The 17180-nt window shown below is 59.5% G+C and carries 12 protein-coding genes and 1 pseudogene; all 13 read right to left on the bottom strand.

Translation table 11 applies throughout. From position 1 onward, the window contains the following. Positions 1–4 precede the first annotated feature (4 nt). The 13 genes and pseudogenes from bcsB to ACWNZ1_RS04385 all read right to left on the bottom strand — a co-directional run bounded on the left by bcsB (position 5) and on the right by ACWNZ1_RS04385 (position 16698). Positions 5–2281, bottom strand: coding sequence for a cellulose biosynthesis cyclic di-GMP-binding regulatory protein BcsB (gene bcsB / locus ACWNZ1_RS04445; RefSeq protein WP_456027432.1), 2277 nt, complete (start codon positions 2279–2281; stop codon positions 5–7). After that, positions 2278–4866 (bottom strand): UDP-forming cellulose synthase catalytic subunit, encoded by a 2589-nt coding sequence (gene bcsA, locus ACWNZ1_RS04440; protein WP_456027431.1) that lies wholly within the window; start codon positions 4864–4866, stop codon positions 2278–2280. Before bcsA ends, bcsB begins: the two co-directional genes overlap by 4 nt. Next, entirely contained in the window at positions 4863–5585 is a 723-nt protein-coding gene (gene bcsQ / locus ACWNZ1_RS04435; RefSeq protein WP_456027430.1) for a cellulose biosynthesis protein BcsQ, read from the bottom strand. The genes bcsA and bcsQ overlap by 4 nt, the downstream gene beginning before the upstream one ends. Then, entirely contained in the window at positions 5582–5833 is a 252-nt protein-coding gene (bcsR, locus tag ACWNZ1_RS04430) for a cellulose biosynthesis protein BcsR (RefSeq protein ID WP_456027429.1), read from the bottom strand. Before bcsR ends, bcsQ begins: the two co-directional genes overlap by 4 nt. Further along, entirely contained in the window at positions 5803–7419 is a 1617-nt protein-coding gene (gene bcsG, locus ACWNZ1_RS04425; protein ID WP_456027428.1) for a cellulose biosynthesis protein BcsG, read from the bottom strand. The genes bcsR and bcsG overlap by 31 nt, the downstream gene beginning before the upstream one ends. Further along, positions 7412–7606 carry a cellulose biosynthesis protein BcsF gene (bcsF, locus tag ACWNZ1_RS04420; RefSeq protein ID WP_288913944.1) on the bottom strand — a complete coding sequence of 65 codons (195 nt, stop codon included), beginning with the start codon at positions 7604–7606 and terminating at the stop codon, positions 7412–7414. Before bcsF ends, bcsG begins: the two co-directional genes overlap by 8 nt. Further along, positions 7603–9147 (bottom strand): BcsE family c-di-GMP-binding protein, encoded by a 1545-nt coding sequence (locus ACWNZ1_RS04415; RefSeq protein ID WP_456027427.1) that lies wholly within the window; start codon positions 9145–9147, stop codon positions 7603–7605. The genes bcsF and ACWNZ1_RS04415 overlap by 4 nt, the downstream gene beginning before the upstream one ends. Before the next feature lie 293 nt (positions 9148–9440). Continuing rightward, entirely contained in the window at positions 9441–10304 is an 864-nt protein-coding gene (locus tag ACWNZ1_RS04410; RefSeq protein ID WP_456027451.1) for a methyl-accepting chemotaxis protein, read from the bottom strand. Positions 10305–11541: 1237 nt separating this feature from the next. Beyond that, positions 11542–11958, bottom strand: a complete 417-nt coding sequence (locus tag ACWNZ1_RS04405; protein WP_288913935.1) for a hypothetical protein — start codon at positions 11956–11958, stop codon at positions 11542–11544. A gap of 90 nt (positions 11959–12048) precedes the next feature. Continuing rightward, positions 12049–12264: pseudogene (locus tag ACWNZ1_RS04400) on the bottom strand (transposase domain-containing protein); the annotation flags it as partial. Between the two features lies 1 nt (position 12265). After that, positions 12266–13078: a chemotaxis protein CheW gene (locus ACWNZ1_RS04395; protein ID WP_456027426.1), complete on the bottom strand. Its 813-nt coding sequence runs from the start codon at positions 13076–13078 to the stop codon at positions 12266–12268. 114 nt (positions 13079–13192) lie between these two features. Next, complete coding sequence (locus ACWNZ1_RS04390; RefSeq protein ID WP_456027425.1) at positions 13193–13822, bottom strand: response regulator; 630 nt, start codon at positions 13820–13822, stop codon at positions 13193–13195. Further along, positions 13819–16698, bottom strand: coding sequence for a PAS domain-containing protein (locus ACWNZ1_RS04385; RefSeq protein WP_456027424.1), 2880 nt, complete (start codon positions 16696–16698; stop codon positions 13819–13821). The genes ACWNZ1_RS04390 and ACWNZ1_RS04385 overlap by 4 nt, the downstream gene beginning before the upstream one ends. Positions 16699–17180: the final 482 nt, after the last annotated feature.

Here is a 17180-nt window from a genome sequence, read left to right as displayed (position 1 = left end):
GGGATCATTCCTGCATCATCAGCCGCCGGCGCGCGACCCAGCTCAGCGAGCGCCACAACATGAAGGCAATGAGCAGCACGATCAGCACGACGGTCGAGGCCAGCAACACTGGATGTTCGGAAAGTTGGAACCAGAGCAATAACCACCAGGGCAGATGCCCGACGAAGTACTGCTCACCGACCTGGCTGCTGTCCACGCCGCTGCTGCGCAGCAATGCCACGGAACCGGCTACGCTATCCATCTTGCGGCTGTCGGCGAGCGTATCGCGCAGCAATTGGTAATCAGCGTCATCGTGGGCAAGCAGAGCAACAATGCTGCGCTGCTCATGGAACGGTGACTTGAGGCCGACGAAGGCGGCAATCGGTGCCTGGGCCGAGACCTCGACCCGATGGGCCGGCAGGTACCTGATGTCGTTGAGTTGCCCGGCCCGCGCCGACGAGGCGTTGAGCACTTGGCTGGACGGCTCCAGCAACCAATCCTGGAGCTGATCGAGCACCAGGTTCATGTCTGGGCTTTCACCGATGTTCGCTCCCATCCCGCCCAAGACCAGTAGGTCGGCGTCGGTGCGGGCGGCCACGCTCCAGTCAGCAGACAATTGCAGGCCCATCGCCGGCGCACCCGAGCGGGCACTGATCGCGGCCAGGGTTTCGAGCAATGTGCTGATTTGGGTGGCGCTGCCGTGGGCTGGCACCATGACCAGCGTTTGCGACAGATCGGCCATGCGATTGAAGGGAAAACCGCTACGAGCAAAGGCTCTCAGGTCCGGCATGGCGATGTAGTGGTGATAGCCGGACAAATCGATCGTCGAGTTGTCGTCAATCACTGCCTGGTTGCTCGCCGTTAGCGTCGTCTGGCAATGATCGCGTTGAGCGCTGCCAAAGGTAGTGGCGAAGTTGAAGTCGAAGCGCAGGCTGTTGCGCTCGCCGATTTTCAAAGCCGGGACCTGCACCTCCTCATTTGGGTTGGCACTGTCATGGGACAGCACCGCCAGCCTCAGCTTTTCCAGCTTCGAACTGTCGCTGCCTGGCAGGGGCACGCTGGTGATGAACTGATCATTGAGGTTGACGTTCAGCCGCGAACCATCATTGAGCAGACTGGGCGTATAGCGATAGTTTATTTGCAACGGGACCCCATGACTGCGCCAGACAAAAAGATCCGGCGGCAGGTTGAGATCGACGCTGATCGGTGCCGGTCGCAGGCCGCTCGCCTGCAATTGTCCCGGGTAGCTGATCAACTCGGCGAAGCGAACCGGACGATCGGTGCGAATCCAGTTGGGGGCGTCGTAGGGCTGTCGTGGCCTGAGTTGCTGGACCTTGTCCACTGTCACTCGCGAACCGCGCAACAAATCCCCGCCCAGGGCGAGCGCTCGCGCGGCAACGAGCAGATCCTCGTCATCTCGGCCCAATACCAGCAGGACCTTGCTGTGGGCCGCCTTGGGGTTGTCGATGATCTGCAGGACGGGTGCCTGGACCTTCGGAAACTGTTCCAGGTCGGCCAGAAACGGCGGACGCCTTTCATTGGTGGCGAACACCACCGCCGGTGTTGCGGCACGTCCGTCGTCAGCATCGGACAAATGGTCAAGCAACACAGGGAAGCGTACGCCTCGCCAGCCGGCACGACTGCCGAAATAAGACGCCAGGACGCCTGCCGCCCGTTGCTCGCCCAAGGTTGGCGCCGCGGCGAACACCATGCTCAGAATCGGCTTGTCCTGCCCCCGTGCGTCGAAGAACGGCAACGGGAAATAGGCCAGGTCATTCTTGAGCGACAGCGCCTGTTCATGCAGTTCGATCTCACTGCGGCGTCCGATATTGACCCACAGGGCATTGTTGGCAGGGTCTTCGCAAACGTCCGTGTAGTGACCGACGAACTCCAGGCGCACCCGGTTGAAGTCGGTGATCAGCAGTGGATCGAGCGACACCTCGCGATAGGTCTTGCGCCCCAGTTGATCCTTCTCGATGGGCAGCACGTTCACGAGCACATCGTTGAGGTAAACCCGCAGATGTGAAAGTACTGGCAGCAACGCCGGCGACGGAGTGTACTCCAGACGCAATCGCGCGTCGCTGGCGATGCGGTCGCGGCGCAGCGAGAACTCGACCTGGTCGATGTCATGAATACCCAACAACAGGTTATCGGCGGCGCGGCCCAACTGCCCGAAATTGTAGGTGCTGCGCCAACTCGGGGTCGGGTCCAAGGACGCCGTTGCGATGCCTTGGGCCTGAACGCCGCCAAGGGCCAGGAGCGCCAGGCCGGCAACCAGGGTTCTACTCAAATAGCGACTCATGAAGGGCTCACAGATCTGGAAGACGAAAAAAATGACGAGGGCATGCGCGGCAAGTAACTCAACAGCCACCCCACCAGCCGCAATGGCGGCCCGGCCACACGGCGGACCCACAGCGGCAGGAACTGATAGAGCTGGAAATAGCCCTTGGCCCCGAGTTTGAAAATATCGATCAGGCTATGCAGCGGACGGTCCGGGACGTAGTTATCCCCCCAGTTCAACCAGGCATCGGCACGGGCAAAGGTGCACTGCACGAAATCGATTTTCTGCCGGGTGGGCAACTGGGCGAAATTGATGCCGATGAAATGTTTGTGGCTGCGACTGACGGAGCCGGGAAACAGGAACTCTCGCGAATGCCGTTGCATCAACAACGAAACACGACTGCCGACCGGCAGCGACAACGGCACATCAACTTCGATACCGACACCGCCGTCGGAATAGTCGAGCAGCGTGCCCGGATACGAATGGCCGCTCTCCAGGCGCACGGCAACCGGCAACCGGGTCTGCACTCGGTGCGTCTGGCGCACCTGGCGAACTTCGGCCGCCACCGCCACCGCCGCGCCGAGAATCAACAGGTTGTAGATCACCCACAAAGAGCTCACCAGTACCGTACCGACTTCATTGGCTGGGCCCGTGGACAGGCGCCAGCAGGCAAAACCCAGTCCAGTAAAGTTCAGGCCCGCCAGAACCAGGTAAGGCCGGGCGATTTTCCAGTCGAAACGGTCGTACTCCATCAGCCCACCCTTGGAGGTGACATTGAAGGAGCCTTTGTTCGGGCTGAACAGAGCCACCGTGGTCGGGCGGGCGATGTACCAGGCCAGGACGGTTTCGTAGACCTCGCCCCAGAAGGTCTGCCGAAAGCGGCCCTGCATGCGCGAGTTGGTCAAGCTGGCGTGAATCATCGGCGGCAAGACGTACAGCAGGATCATCAACGCCGGGGCGTAGATGATGTAGGCATGCAGCAGGAGGAAAGCCAGGGGGGCAATCAAGAAAATCAGGCGCGGCAAACCGGCGAGAAAATGCATCATCGCGTTCGCATAGCAAATCCTTTGGAACACCGTCAGGCCCTTGCCCAGCAGCGGGTTGTCGGTACGGAAAATCTGCGCCATGCCTCGGGCCCAGCGGATGCGCTGGCCGATATGGGCAGACAGGCTTTCCGTGGCCAGGCCAGCCGCCTGGGGAATGCGTACGTAGGCCGAATTCCAGCCCCGACGATGCAGACGTAGCGCGGTATGGGCATCCTCGGTAACCGTTTCCACCGCGAACCCACCGATTTCCTCCAGCGCGCAACGACGCAAGACAGCACAGGAGCCGCAGAAGAACGCGGCATTCCACATATCGTTGCCGTCCTGGATCAATCCATAGAACAATTCACCTTCGTTGGGCCTGTGGCGGAATACCGCAAGGTTGCGCTCGAAAGGATCGGCGGAGAGAAAGTGATGGGGCGTCTGTACCAGCGCCAGTTTCGGGTCGCGCAGGAACCAGCCCACAGTCAGTTGTAGAAAAGAACGGACGGGCACGTGGTCACAATCGAATATCGCCACCAGCTCACCGTCGATGCGCGCCAAGGCGTGGTTGAGATTGCCGGCCTTGGCATGGCGATTGTCCGGGCGAATGATATAGCCGACCCCGACTTCCTCGGCGAACTGGCGGAAGGTTTCCCGCTTGCCATCGTCGAGCAGGTAGATCCTCAGTTTTTCTTCCGGCCAGTCGATGCCCAGCGCGGCGTAAACCGTACCGCGCACCACCGAAAGGTCCTCGTTGTAGGTTGGGATCAACACATCGACTGTCGGCCAGTGTCGGGTATCGTCGGGTAACTGCGCCGGCTGACGGTCCAGTGGCCAGCAAGTCTGGATGTAACCAAAGATCAGCACGATCCAGGAGTAGGTTTCGGCCGCCAGCAGCAGCAGCCCGCAAACCAGATCCAGGGACTCGTCCCAGTTCAGCGTCGAGGTGTAGCGCCACCACAGGTAACGGCAAGAAACGATGCTGGACAACACCACCATCAACAGCGTTGCGAAACGTCCGGGCATGCCGCGCACCAGCATGGCCAGGCCCCAAAGCAACAGCGCGAAGACCAATTGCTCCATGTAACCGAACGGCTCGGTGACACACAGCAGCGTCAGCAGCACCAGTTGGGCGATCAGCAAGCCACCGAGCAACCATTGGCGATGCCGTTCCAGGCCTTTCCACCAATGAACTCCCTGGTTGACCCGCGAGTGGTCACGGATACGCTGGGCCTGTTGTTCGAGCAGGTTTCCCAGTCGCAGCCACATCACTCGACTCAAGACGACGGCGCGCGACCACCCGCCCCAGGAGCTTGAGCGCCGTTCGGGCGCAACAGGCCGGATCAAGAGCAGCCAGATGCTTTGCAGGACGTAACGCAACGGATCGCCAAGGCTCGGCGTCTTGGTGGTCAACTGTGGATACCAACGTTGGCGCTGGTCCAACAACTGTCGCCAGGCGGCTGACTCCAATCGCAGCACCGTCCAGGCCAGAACACTCGACAACGCCAGCAGCAGCGCAACCAATGGCCGACAACCGTGGGCGGTGCGCAAGTGCTGATAGGGAAAGCAACGGGCGATCATGCCGCCGCCCGTTGGCGCGCCTGGCACCATATCGCCAGGCTGAGCACGTCCTGGGCCACCAGACTGCCCGGTGCATAGCGGCCCACCGGCTGCTTGCAGGCCAGTGCTTCGCGCATGGCCTCATCACTGTGCACGGTCACGGGCAACAGTCGGGCATCGTAGTGTTGGCGCCAGACCAGCATCAAGTCACGTTGAATCTGGCTGGCCGGATCAAAGCGGTTCAGCAACAGGTAGTCCGCCCGCTCCTCCTGCTGTTGCAGCAACACGTGACATGCTGCGTCGGCTTCGACCACTTGAATCTGCAACTGGCAGGACACCACGTTGTCACACCCGAGCCAGCGCTGGGGCAAGTCGAACAGTATCCAATCGAAATGCTCGGCCAGAACGTTCAAGCGGCGGGCCCAGAGCTCGGGCTGGAGGCGCAACTCTTGCTCCACGACGAACTGGTCCGCCCTGACGAGCTGACCGTAGGGCAACAGGCTCAGCTTCGGGGCGACGTCCCAGAACTGGGTTATCCAGTCGTGGCCGTCGAGCATCGCTCGCGCCCAACCGCCGGTCTCCCTGACAGCCAGATTGAAGTGCAGGCGCAGCAAGTTGTGCGGACACATATCGACCAGCAGCACCCTCTGCTCCAAGGCGTGCAGTGCATATCCAAGTGCCGCCAACAACGAAGTGCTGCCCGCGCCGCCACGCAATCCGCGCAAACCCAGGGAGGTCACACGCTCACCTGCTGTTCGCCATGACGCGCCAGCGAGACGCGCTCCCCTGGCGTGTGCTGCGCCTGCTCAAGCTCGGCGAGCAGCGGCCAGCGTTGCAAGGTACGCCGCAGCGCTCTCTGGACCGAGACGTCGACGTACTTCAGGGCGGGCAATTGCAGCTCGGACTTCAAACGAGCGATGTCATCTGCGCGCTCTGTGCGCGTTAGCAATCGGGCACTTATTTTGAGATCGGCTGGTAAGGAAGCCATGCGCCTTTCTCCTTTATCCGTACATAAGAGGTGGTGGTGTGGTTCAGTACGACGCTGCTTTCGCTTTCGGACACCCATGGGGTTTGCGCCAATCCGGCCAGCAACGGCTGCCATTCGGGCGATGGGTTGTCGCCGATTGACGCGGCATACAGTCGCTCAATGATCTGCGCCAAGGCCAGGTAGCTGCTCGGCTCGCCGATATGCAAAGGGGCGGAACGGGAATTACGTCCCATGCCGATCAACTTGATGCCGACCGGCACTTGAGTAATCGATGGACTGGGAATCTCATGCATGCCGGGAAACTGCATGCGGTCGCCGCGAAGCGCCGCGCCCCGTTGCGGAACGAGAACCACCACGACGCGACGTCCGCTGAGCTCCAGTTGTTCGAGAAAACCGCTCAAGTCATCCAGCAAAGCCTGGGCCCGCGTCTTGTAGGCAACCCGACGGGCCTCACCCTCGGCCGTCACGACGCGATTACCCGAGTGCAAGCTCAGTGAGTTGTAGAACAGCGCCACTGGCGAATCAGGCTGCTCCTGACGGTAGTTCCACCAGAGGTTCAATACTTCGCGATCACGTAACACGGGGGAGCCGTCCGGCCCCGCCAGCATGGGTTGCAATCGGCTGAGATCAATCCGCGGGGCCGGCAGCAAACCCAGGGTTTGCACGGCATCAAGAAACCCTTCGAACTGCCCCGTATGATTGAGCAGGGTCTCAACGGCAAAACCCTGTTTGCCCAGCTCGCCGAACAACCGGCAAGACTCTGCGGCGGGGGCATACAACTGGCGACGCGGCGCCTGGCCACAACCTGCACGCAGCAGGCGAAGCGCGGCGGGTACTCGCTCTGAGGCGGCCGTGTTGAAGCGATCGAACAGAACGTCCATTTGCCGCAACAAGGGATGGTCGCGCAGCTCAATGACATCCAGATCGTCCCAGGCCAGAGAGTCAACGTTGAGCAGCACCACGTCGAAGGGTTGCGCAACGCCAGCCGAAGGCGTGAACACCACCCGTCGGTCGGCCTCTGCGCTGTTGAACTGCTTAAGGTAATTGTCGACGGCCGTACCGGCACGACTGATCGTATACCCGGCTGAGGGGTCCCGGGCAGCACCCGATTCCTGGCCCGGGAGCGGCGCCATCAGGCTGCTGTAACCCAGCCAGGCCAGACCAGCCAGGGTCAGGGTGGTCAATCGTAGCCATGGGTGGACAAACTGATAGACCACCACCAGCACCAGTAACCATCCACACAGGTTCCAGTCGATCACACTCTCGGCCAATTTCAACAAATAACCGGAGGAAAAATCCGCCGCCTGGGGTTGTTCCAGCCAACGGTCCAAAGGCGGCAGCCAGGTGTCTCGATAGAATAGTGCCACGGCCATCGGCACAGCGACTAACCGACGCGCCACCACCATAAAAGCCCGATTCAGTGGCACCAGTAAAAACGCCGCGAACAACAGGTTGGACAGTAACTGAACATTCAGGTAGCCGCCCCACTGCAGGGCGAATTTGAGAATGAAATACAAGTTCCAGTGACCCAGGCCGGGCCAGGCTTGCAGGGTCCTGGACGGGATCGCCAGCTCGAACTTACTCATGAGGCGTACTCGGCGGCAGGCCCGTGGAAGTGCGCTTCGGCGCACGATGGAGCTTTAAATAACGGGGCGACAGAAAGCACTGCAGCCAGGTTTGCCCCAAGCGCCAGAGCCTGCGGGCCAGAACGGCCAATGCCAACGTCAGCAAGCTGCTCGTGGCGATGACCTGCAGTAGCTCGAAATAATTCATTCGGGATGGTCCATGATCGCCAGTGTGGTTTGACAGGGCGTATAGGCGCTCATTTCCGAGCGCGTTGCCTGCAAGGTATCGGTCCGATCCGGAGCCAGGCGTAACGCCTCTGGAAGATTTTTCGCATCAAGAAACGCAGTACGAGGCAAGGCCTCCGGTTCGGCAATCGACTGGCAATCGCTGAACAGATCGCGCCACGGTAGTCGACAAATATTGCTCAAGGCCGACTCCAGGCCATCGGTGCGGCAAGCGAACAGAAACAAATAGAAAGCGCCATCCACCACAGTGGCAATATCGCCAAATCGGCGCAGGCTAATCTGGTACATGCATTGTTCGAGGGTCAGTGCGGTACGCGGCAGCAGCCTTAGCAACTGGTGCTCGACTTCGCCAGAGGCTCCGCCGCAGCTCTGGTCCAGCGTCGCGATGAAGTCCCGTGGCGCCACCAGACCGCGAACAGGTGGGGCTCGCAGACGACCCAGCAGCGACTCCAAACCGCCACTCGAACGCCTGCGGCGCCAAACCTGGCCCTGTACACTGTCGATCAAACTGAAGAAACGAGACAGCGAGACGCCAAAGGGCACCACGATGTTGGCGCCACAGGCCATCAGCAGACGCTCGTCGCGATAACGCAGGCAGGGCTCCATTTCCCGCACGATGATCTTCAACGCCTTACCGCAGCGCTCACGCAATTCGTACAGGTCACGGGCCAGTGCTTCCACTTGCTGGTCACTTTCGATCGCGATCAACACGCTCGCGGCGCAGGCCAGCGTCGCCTCTTGCAACAGATCGATACGTCGCTCGAAAACCCTCCACTGCTCGCAAAACGCTGGTGCACTTTCCAACACGCAGCGCTGCGCAAGATAGACACGTTGATCATCAGTACGCGTAGGTTCCAGTCTGGCCTGTTCGACTTGGGCCAGGCCGAAACCCGAAACCTGTAGATCGAGTTCGAACTCCTGGGCACCAAAAACGCCCAGCTCGTTGTGCCAGAAGTGCAACTGATAGAGAATGGCGCCATCACGCCGGTATAAATGTGCCAACCCGGACAGGTGCTCGTTGAGCCGAATCAGTTGGCCATGGAGCTGGGAAGCTTGCCCATGGCACAGCACCAGAAGCGTGCAACCCTGCTCGCGCAACCAGGCTCGCATGCCGTCACACCACTGTTGCAGACGCTCCTCGCCAAAGGCTTGCCAAGCCGTTGCAGGCAACATCAATAACACCAGGCTGCCGGATACCGTTGCCGCGCGCTTCAATTCAGACGGCAGAGACTTGAGCGCCTGGCGGATATGGTGCTGAGCAATTTCAAACAGACGCAATGGACCAGGTGCAGGTCGATCATCCAAGGCACAGGCCAGTTGCTCGGGAACACCACCACTCCAGACCAGGGTCGTTCGATGCTGCGCGGGTAACGCCATCAATGTCTGAACCGCCAGGATCTCGGCATCGCCGATGCGATCGGCAGTCACCCAATACAGGCCGCCGCGGCGCATCGATAGCGGCTCGTCTGGAACGCCCCGAATGGCTAATCGAACATGACTCAAGCGTATACGTCTCCCCTGTTAATGCCGGGGGATGAGTCACTCGTTATCCAGAGAAACGTGCCAAGAACCGACATCCAAGCCGTTCGAATGAATCAACCCATCACTGACACCGCTTTGCTTCACGCACTGGAATCAGCGATATCAAAACAGTGGCTCATGATGCAGGCGCCAAGACATGGCGCCTATCGGTCGATGCTGATTTTAAGTAAGCCCAATGGTGATACAGGTAGGGCGTCCCTTACCCGCGGGCTCGCCTAGCCCCGAGCGAAGCCACGCAGGATTTATTTCAATCGTCAGAACGCGAAATGCCTGACCAGTGCATTCAGCTCCCCCGCCAGGTCGGCGAGCTCACGGCTGGATGCATGGGTCTGATTCGCGCTGCTCGACGTTTGTACAGACACATCCCGGATATTGAGCAGGTTGTGATCGACCTCGCGGGCGACATGGGATTGCTCTTCGGTAGCGCTGGCGATACTCGAGTTGCGTTCGTTTATCTGCGTGATGGCTTCGGCGATCAAACTCAGCGCCACGCCCGCCTCGCGGGCAATCACCAGGGTTTCCCTGGTTTTGCCGTTGCTGTTGTGCATCGCGTCGAGGGCGCCCTGGCTGCCCTTTTGCACCGACTCGATGATGCTCTCGATCTGCGTGGTCGATTGCTGGGTTCGCTGGGCCAAGGCCCGTACTTCGTCGGCGACCACGGCGAAACCCCGCCCACTTTCTCCGGCCCTGGCCGCCTCGATTGCCGCATTCAAGGCCAGCATATTAGTCTGCTCGGCGATGCCGCGAATCACATCCAGCACCGCCGTGATCGCACCGGTCTGTTTCGCCAGCGATTTCAGGGTATCGGTGGTGTGCTCGATATCACCGCTCAGCGACTCAACGGACTCGAGTGTACGGCCGACGCTCGCCAGGCCCTGGAGGGAGCGTTGCTCGGCGGACTGGGAAACCTCGCACGCCGAAACAGCGTTGCGTGCGACATCAGCGATGGCGGTGGTCAGCTCGTTGACGGCCGTGACCGCCTGGTCCAGCTCGCCGTTCTGCCGGGTCAGGCCGTGCGTGGCAGTCTCGGTCACCGCGTTCAATTCGCTGGCGGTCAAGGCCAGGCGCTCGGCGGAGCGTACGATGTGCTTGACCGTGCCGCGCAATCCATCCTGCATTCCTTGCAACGCTTGCAGCAGACGCGCCGGCTCATCCGTGCCACGAACGTCGATCGAATGGCTCAGGTCGCCCGCCGTAATGCATTCAGCCGTCATCAGGGCGATCTTCAATTGCATGAGCAGACGCAACACCATTGAGGTCGCCAACGCCGCCCCAGCCACCAACAGCACCAGCAAGCCGGTTGACATTAAAACAATGCTTTGCCGTGCACTGTCGCGGCGCGCTTCAAGCGCATCGGCCAGGGCGTCCAGCGCCGTTCGATCGAAGTCGGACAGTGTGCCGAGAGTGCGCGCATAGCCCGCCAGATAGTCGGTAACCGGGTAATCGAGCTCACTGGCCGATATCAGCTGCGTGTCGGTCAGTTTCAACGTCTGTTCAATCTGTGGGCGCAGTGCCGCCAAAGGACCGCTCAACAAAGAATTGAATGACGGGCTGGCGGCGTTGACCTTCGCAAAAGCGCGGTTCAGCGAGCTGAAGCTATCCAGCGCTTGAGTCGTCAGGCTGCGCAGGACAGCGCGCTGTTCGGGCTGTATCCGTCCTTGCGCCAGATGCAAGGCCCCCGTCGCGCCCAACTGCGCGAGCAACTGGCTGATCTTCGGCAGCTCAACCAAGGCACCAGTGATCAGGTAGTAAGTTTCGAAGATCGGATCCAGCGATAACTCGAAGTGATCAAGCAGCGAATCCTCGATTTGGAGGCCCGCCATGATCAATGGTCCATGGCGGGCCACGCTTTGAGTACCGTTGAGCTCGGCACGGGATACCTGGCCAGCCAGCTCCTCCCACTGCCGACGCATATGCCGCAACGAGTCCAGCACGGCCGAGGGAACCTGAGCCTGGAGCAGCTCGCGCTCGGTGCGCTCAAACTCGCGATCCACCTCAGCCTGCTTGCCCTGCCTCTCGCCACGCAAAGCAACATGGCCTCCCAGCACAGCGGATGAAAGACCGCTGTGCTGCTGTATCGACTCAATGAGTGCGAGTAACTGCTGGACCGGTTGCATACCATCGGACTCCTGCACGGCCTGGCGACTCTGGCTCAAGGCACCGAGCACATACAACGAGGTGGGTGCGGCGACCAACCCCAGGCATAACAGGGCCAGCAGAATAAACTTGCGAGATAAAGGCAGACGCTCCAGCACTTTCATGAATGTATCCCTGTTGCATTGCCAGATGCTTGCAGACAATTGCTCATGTCGATCAGTGCTCCTGCACCATTGGGCCCGTCAGACGGGCGAGAGGTCAGGCATGGGTATCAATGGAAACAGTCATAGCTTGCATCAACGCCCCCCGTAGGGTTTGCAAAGCCCCTTGGGTGCCCATGATCTGGGTCTGGATTGCCATGTCCTGCTGGGTCTTCTGTTCTTCGCTGGTTTGGCTTTTTTGAACCCTGGCCAGTTGGGCTTGCTGATTGGCCAGTAGCTTCTCAGCTTGCTCGATCTGTTTCTTCAAATGTTCAATGAGATCGCCACCACTGTTGGCGCCCGCGACATTCGCGTCGCTAATGTCGACGCGCAGCGCATCGCCCTTAACCGAGTCTTCATCGGTCTCAGTCGATATAGCAGGACTGATCGATGCTCCGTCTTCCCTCCCCTTGATGGAAATGTTGGGGGCCAAAAAAGGGTATGGATTTACTACTGTGATTGCACTGATGCTCATGATAGAGACTTCTCCTTGGTTGCCTCCCGGTGGTCGGCAAGCGTCAGCGCCACCGGAGGGTTGAATTGTTTTAATCAGATGAATTCGAAACTAACCGTAAGCGCACGGGAAAACCGTCTTGCATGATTGAGTTGGACGCCACCTATGCGGCAACAGCGCTGCAATCTCACTCGCCCGCTGCATAGGCAGGCGCGTCAACCCATCCTTCAGGAAGGTAAACGGATCGCGCCCATTGTTCCGGGCCGACTGGATCAAATTCATGATCGCAGCGGCGCGTTTGCCGCTGCGTAGCGATCCAGCAAATTGCTCATGTCGAACAGTGCTCCGCACGATTGATTGGGGCCGTTGAACACGGCAGAACGTAGTTTTTCCCAAAGCCCCCGCTCGACATGGAGCAAGCCGACCCTGTGTTGGCCGACAGTGGCATGCCGAGGAGAACGTCGCTGCAGGCTTGGCTGTCATCCGTAACCGGCGGTTCGATGTCAGCCGGATGTATTTCCAGTACTTTGCCTACCGCATCGACCATCACGCCCACCCTTTGCCGACTGTCGTCGCGGATCAACTCAAGGATGACGACACAGCTGCTCCAGCTTGATTCAAGGGGCCGCTCGACAAGGTGCTGGCTCAGGACGATCACCGGCACCAACGTATCGCGCCACCTGATTGCTCGGCGCAAATTCGAAGTCGTGGATGATTCGCTGATGAATTGACTGGCCTCGACAAGGGCGCAGACATTCAACGCGCTCACCGCAAACAGCTCGCCGGCCACCACCAGCGAAAGATAGTAATTGCCAGAAATGGGTTGATCGGCAGCCAATGCAAGTTCGATTTCGGTACGTGCCAGGTCCCGCCCTTCTTCGAGCATGTCGGCGACAACTCCGGCCAACAGACATTTCTTGGCGGCGAGCCTGACCAGGACTTGGGCATGGGTAGCACTACTTGTCGCGCCAGGGACAACGTTCGGTAGCTCGGGCGACCTGGCTTCGACCAAAACCGCCGCCCCCGCTGAAGTCGAGCCTGGATGCGCAATGGTTACACTCAATATGAACGCTCCCTCCAGCGACCGCGCCTGCCTGGAAAACGCCTGCCGGGACAGCACCGCGGAGAAAGCCAGGGACAAATTTCGATCTCCCATAATAGAGGGCGCGAGCAACCGCTGACATCGGGCTGCGCTGGTTTTGGCGTAGGTACTCGCGGAGGACGGGTAGGCATCGCCTTACCCATGAGAATAAGATCAGTGCAGCTGTTGCGTCATTGCATAGCGGACGATATCGGCGGTGTTGAGGAACCCCATCTTTTCCATCAGGCGAGCCTTATGGGTGCTGACGGTTTTGTGGCTGATGATCAATTCATTCGCAATGCTCGAGACACTCTCGCCGCTAGCCAGCAGTCGCAGCACTTGTAGCTCCCGGTCAGTGAGTGTGTCGTGCCGGTTGCCGGAACCCAGGCCGGTGCCGGCGAAGGCCATCTGTTCAGCCAGCCCCGCATCGATATAACGCCCGCCAGCCGCCACTCGACGCATGGCCGCCAGCAGCGTTTCCGGGTCGCGATCCTTGGTCAGATAGCCGTTGGCTCCGGACCGGAGTGCACGCTGAGCAATCGGCACTTCGTTGTGCATGCTCAGAACCAGAATCGGAAGTTGCGGATAATGCGCACGTACCCGGGCCACCAAATCGTCGCCGCTGACTCCGGGCATGCTCATGTCCATGAGCAACAGATCGATGCCTCCTTGGCACAACCGTTCAAGCAACAGGGCCCCATTTTCCGCTTCAGCGATGACCTGCACGTCACCGGCCAGCGCGAATAATTGCTTCAGGCCTTCGCGCATGATGGCGTGGTCGTCGACGATCATCAGCTTGATCATGGGGTCTGCGGGTCCATCTGAAAGGGAATACTCACTTGCACACACGCTCCCTGACCCAGGGCACTGTCGATGGTAATCGTTCCGCCAAGCATGTGTCCGCGCTCACGCATGCCGAGCATGCCCAACGAACCCTTGGGCAACTGCGCTGGATCGAAGCCTTTGCCGTTGTCGGCGACTTTAATCAGGACGTGCTCGGCGGAACACTCCAGGTGAATGTCTACCCGGCTCGCCTGCGCATGGCGGGCGACGTTGGTCAACGATTCCTGGATGACGCGAAAGACCGCGGTGGCGCGCTCGTCATCCAGTTCCAGTCGGGCCGCCGGCGCCCGGAGCTGACAAGCGATGCCAGTGTTGTTGGAAAATTCGGAGACCAACCATTCGAGCGCTGACGTCAGCCCCATATCGAGGGCCGAGGGCCGCAAGGCGGTGGCAACGTTGCGAACCACTTGAATGATCTCGTCGATACGCCCCATCAACACCTGGATCCGTTCTACCAATAACGATTGGCCTTCACCGAATTGTAGGCGCAGCAGAGAAAGGCCCATGCGCAGCGCGGTGAGCTGTTGACCCAGTTCGTCATGTATTTCCCGTGCGATGCGTTTGCGTTCTTCTTCACGCGTGTTTTCCCGGTGAGTAGACAGCTGGCGCAGTTGAGCATGGGATTCCTTGAGGCGCTGCTCGGCCGCCAGCATGGCACTGACGTTGCGTCCGACGGAAAGAATGCTCATCAATGCCCCGTGTCGATCACGTTCGGGGACCAGGCGTACTTGGTAGCTGGCGATTTCAGTCCCCCGTTTTATCGGGATGCTGATCGATAGCTCTTCTTCAATCGCGTTGTTCGTAGCGATAAGGTGTTCGAGCTTGTGCTGAAAGAATCGCGCCACATCTGAATCCGGTAAAACCTCGCGCGAACTCTTGTTTCGCAAAAAATCCAGCGGATGGCCAAGCACTTTCTGCGCAGCCGGGTTTGCATACAGGAAACGGCACCGCAGGTCGAAGCGTGCGATAACATCCGGCGTGTTCTCCACCAGGGCGCGGAATTCCTGCTCACGAGTATGCAGCACGCGTTCAGCCTGTTTACGCTCGGTGATGTTACGGGCGATGCCGACGATTCTCTCGACTCGCCCCTCAGCATCTCGGACCGGGATCAGCGTGGTGTGAAAGATCAAGCGCCCCGTAGGCAAGTCCACTTCATCCTCTTCGTCGAGCGGCCCACGGTTGCCCACGCATCGTCGATACTTGGCCATTGCCATCGCCGCGGCACGGGGCGACAGCGTCTGCTCGATCGTCTTGCCGATCAACTCGGTCCGCCCCACGGCCGTCACCTGCTCAAAGGCTGGATTGACCTCGATGTAGCGCAAACCCTCGTCGGTCAGCTCCAACAGAAACAACGGATCCAGGGCATTATCAAAAATGTCCTGGTAACGTTTTTGACTTTCCAGCAGCAACGCTTCGGCGCGCTCGCGCTCGTCGGCAACAGCAGTCAGATGACTAGCCTGGCGCGTAAGTTCTTGCACCTTGAGCTCCAGATGCTCCTGAGCGTCCTGGACCCGCTCGGCCATCTTGGCAAAGGCGCGGGCCAACTCGCCAATTTCGTCTTCGGACCGGATCGGCAACTGCTCAGGACTCAGACGCTCCTTGCCGACGCCCAACAACCGTGTCGCCTGGACGAACCGGAACAACGGTAGGGCGACCTGCTTTTGCAGAATGGATCGCAGGATGAAAATCTCCACCAGCAGGGTCAGCAGACCGAGAGCAATGATGATGACCAGGTTATCGAAAATGGCCGGTGTCATCAGCGTCCGTGGATAGTGCACTGCGAGAACCCAAGGTGTCTCGGGGACGAAGCCCATCGCGACGATGTTGTTCGGCGTCTGGACGATTCGCGCATGGTCGGGCGTGAGGTCGGCAACGGCATCGAGCAGCGGGTAATCCTCAGCCATCTTGAGCGAGCGAATGGACGCCTCGCCCGCACTGTTTTTGATTTGCTCCAGCGCCATGGGATGGAAAATCAGCGTGCCGTCCCCTTCAGCGATGAACAATGAGCTGTACGCGCCTTCTATCGCGGGCTTGGCAATCCGTTTCATCAGTTGATCAAGCAACACATCGACACAGGCCAGGATGGCGTGTTTTCCAGAAGCATCGGCCACGTCGGCGGTGGCGACGGTCGTCATCCAGGCGTTGTTGGAATAGTCCCAATACATGCGGGTAAACAGCGTGTCGTGGCCTGGCGCACCGAAACCACGGGCATAGAACTCATAGGTTTCAAGTTTCAGGGCATCCGGTCCCGAGTAGGTGAACACCTTGGCGATGTCGGCGTCCTGGTAGATGGGGAAGCCTTTTTCGGGGACCACGCCGTAAAAGTTGAACAACCGGCCCTTGGTGCTCGAACCGTACTTGTGGGACAGCAGATACGACAGGGCGAATCGCGCCTGGGTGTTCTCATTGGGGGCAATATCGGGTGCGTAGGTTGCCGACATTCCGGCAAAACGCCGCCCGTCGGCCAGCGGCTGGCCTTCGAACAGTTGTGGACGCTGCGTATAGGAGCCGTCCTCGTGGCGATAGAAAATCTGCCGGAAGTCCTTGACCAGCGTGGCCTCCATGCCCGGACGAGCCAGCGTCTCCTTGAACTCCGCAAGGAAGTTCTGCTGCAAATCCTTGATTTCCCGAAACGGCAAGGACTCACGTTGCAAGGATTGCTCGGTGGTCAGCAGCAACTGCCCGGTCACTTCTCGCTCGATGGTGGAAGAGTTGACGTAGTAGGAAATCGCCCCCGCGCCCACTGACACCAGGCCAATGCGCAATACAGCAAGGCGCAAGGCTCGTGTGGCCAACGAATGCTTTTGCGCTACGACACGGGGATTCTCTCGTATCATCTATCGACTTCCTCTGCTGCCATCTCCCGATAGTAGCCTTAACAACGGGTGCTCGACTTAGCCAGATGCTCCGTTGCCTCATGCCTGAGTTCAGACAACAGAATCTTGGAACCAGATGAGCGTGGGGACGGAGGAGTTTCGAAGAAACGCAATGGATCAGAGAGGGTCACGAAATGGCCGGTACGGTCAACGGTCAGCCGATATCCCAATAAAAACCAAGAACCGACATCCAAGCCATTCGAATGCATCAACCCCTTAACGACACTGCTTGGCTTCACGTATTCAACATCAGCGATATCAAAAAAGTGGCTTATGATGAAGGTACCCAGACGCGGTGCCTATCGGCGAATACCCAATTGCAGCAAGGCGAATGATGACATCCGTAGGGCACCCCTTACCCCGCAGACCCAGAAGCAGTTGAATCATTGATTTTTTGACAGTCACAACAACGTATTAGCAAGCAGCGCCCGGATGGGCGCCGA

Source organism: Pseudomonas sp. CFBP 5748 (assembly GCF_053850495.1).
This window is presented reverse-complemented; position numbering and strand designations above follow the sequence as displayed.

Coding starts and splice junctions, on each gene's coding strand:
- ACWNZ1_RS04405 (WP_288913935.1), bottom strand. CDS start 11,958: ATGAGCATCAGTGCAATCACAGTAGTAAATCCATACCCTTTTTTGGCC.
- bcsB (WP_456027432.1), bottom strand. CDS start 2,281: ATGAGTCGCTATTTGAGTAGAACCCTGGTTGCCGGCCTGGCGCTCCTG.
- bcsF (WP_288913944.1), bottom strand. CDS start 7,606: ATGAATTATTTCGAGCTACTGCAGGTCATCGCCACGAGCAGCTTGCTG.
- ACWNZ1_RS04410 (WP_456027451.1), bottom strand. CDS start 10,304: ATGCAGGATGGATTGCGCGGCACGGTCAAGCACATCGTACGCTCCGCC.
- bcsR (WP_456027429.1), bottom strand. CDS start 5,833: ATGGCTTCCTTACCAGCCGATCTCAAAATAAGTGCCCGATTGCTAACG.
- ACWNZ1_RS04390 (WP_456027425.1), bottom strand. CDS start 13,822: ATGATCAAGCTGATGATCGTCGACGACCACGCCATCATGCGCGAAGGC.
- bcsG (WP_456027428.1), bottom strand. CDS start 7,419: ATGAGTAAGTTCGAGCTGGCGATCCCGTCCAGGACCCTGCAAGCCTGG.
- bcsA (WP_456027431.1), bottom strand. CDS start 4,866: ATGATCGCCCGTTGCTTTCCCTATCAGCACTTGCGCACCGCCCACGGT.
- ACWNZ1_RS04385 (WP_456027424.1), bottom strand. CDS start 16,698: ATGATACGAGAGAATCCCCGTGTCGTAGCGCAAAAGCATTCGTTGGCC.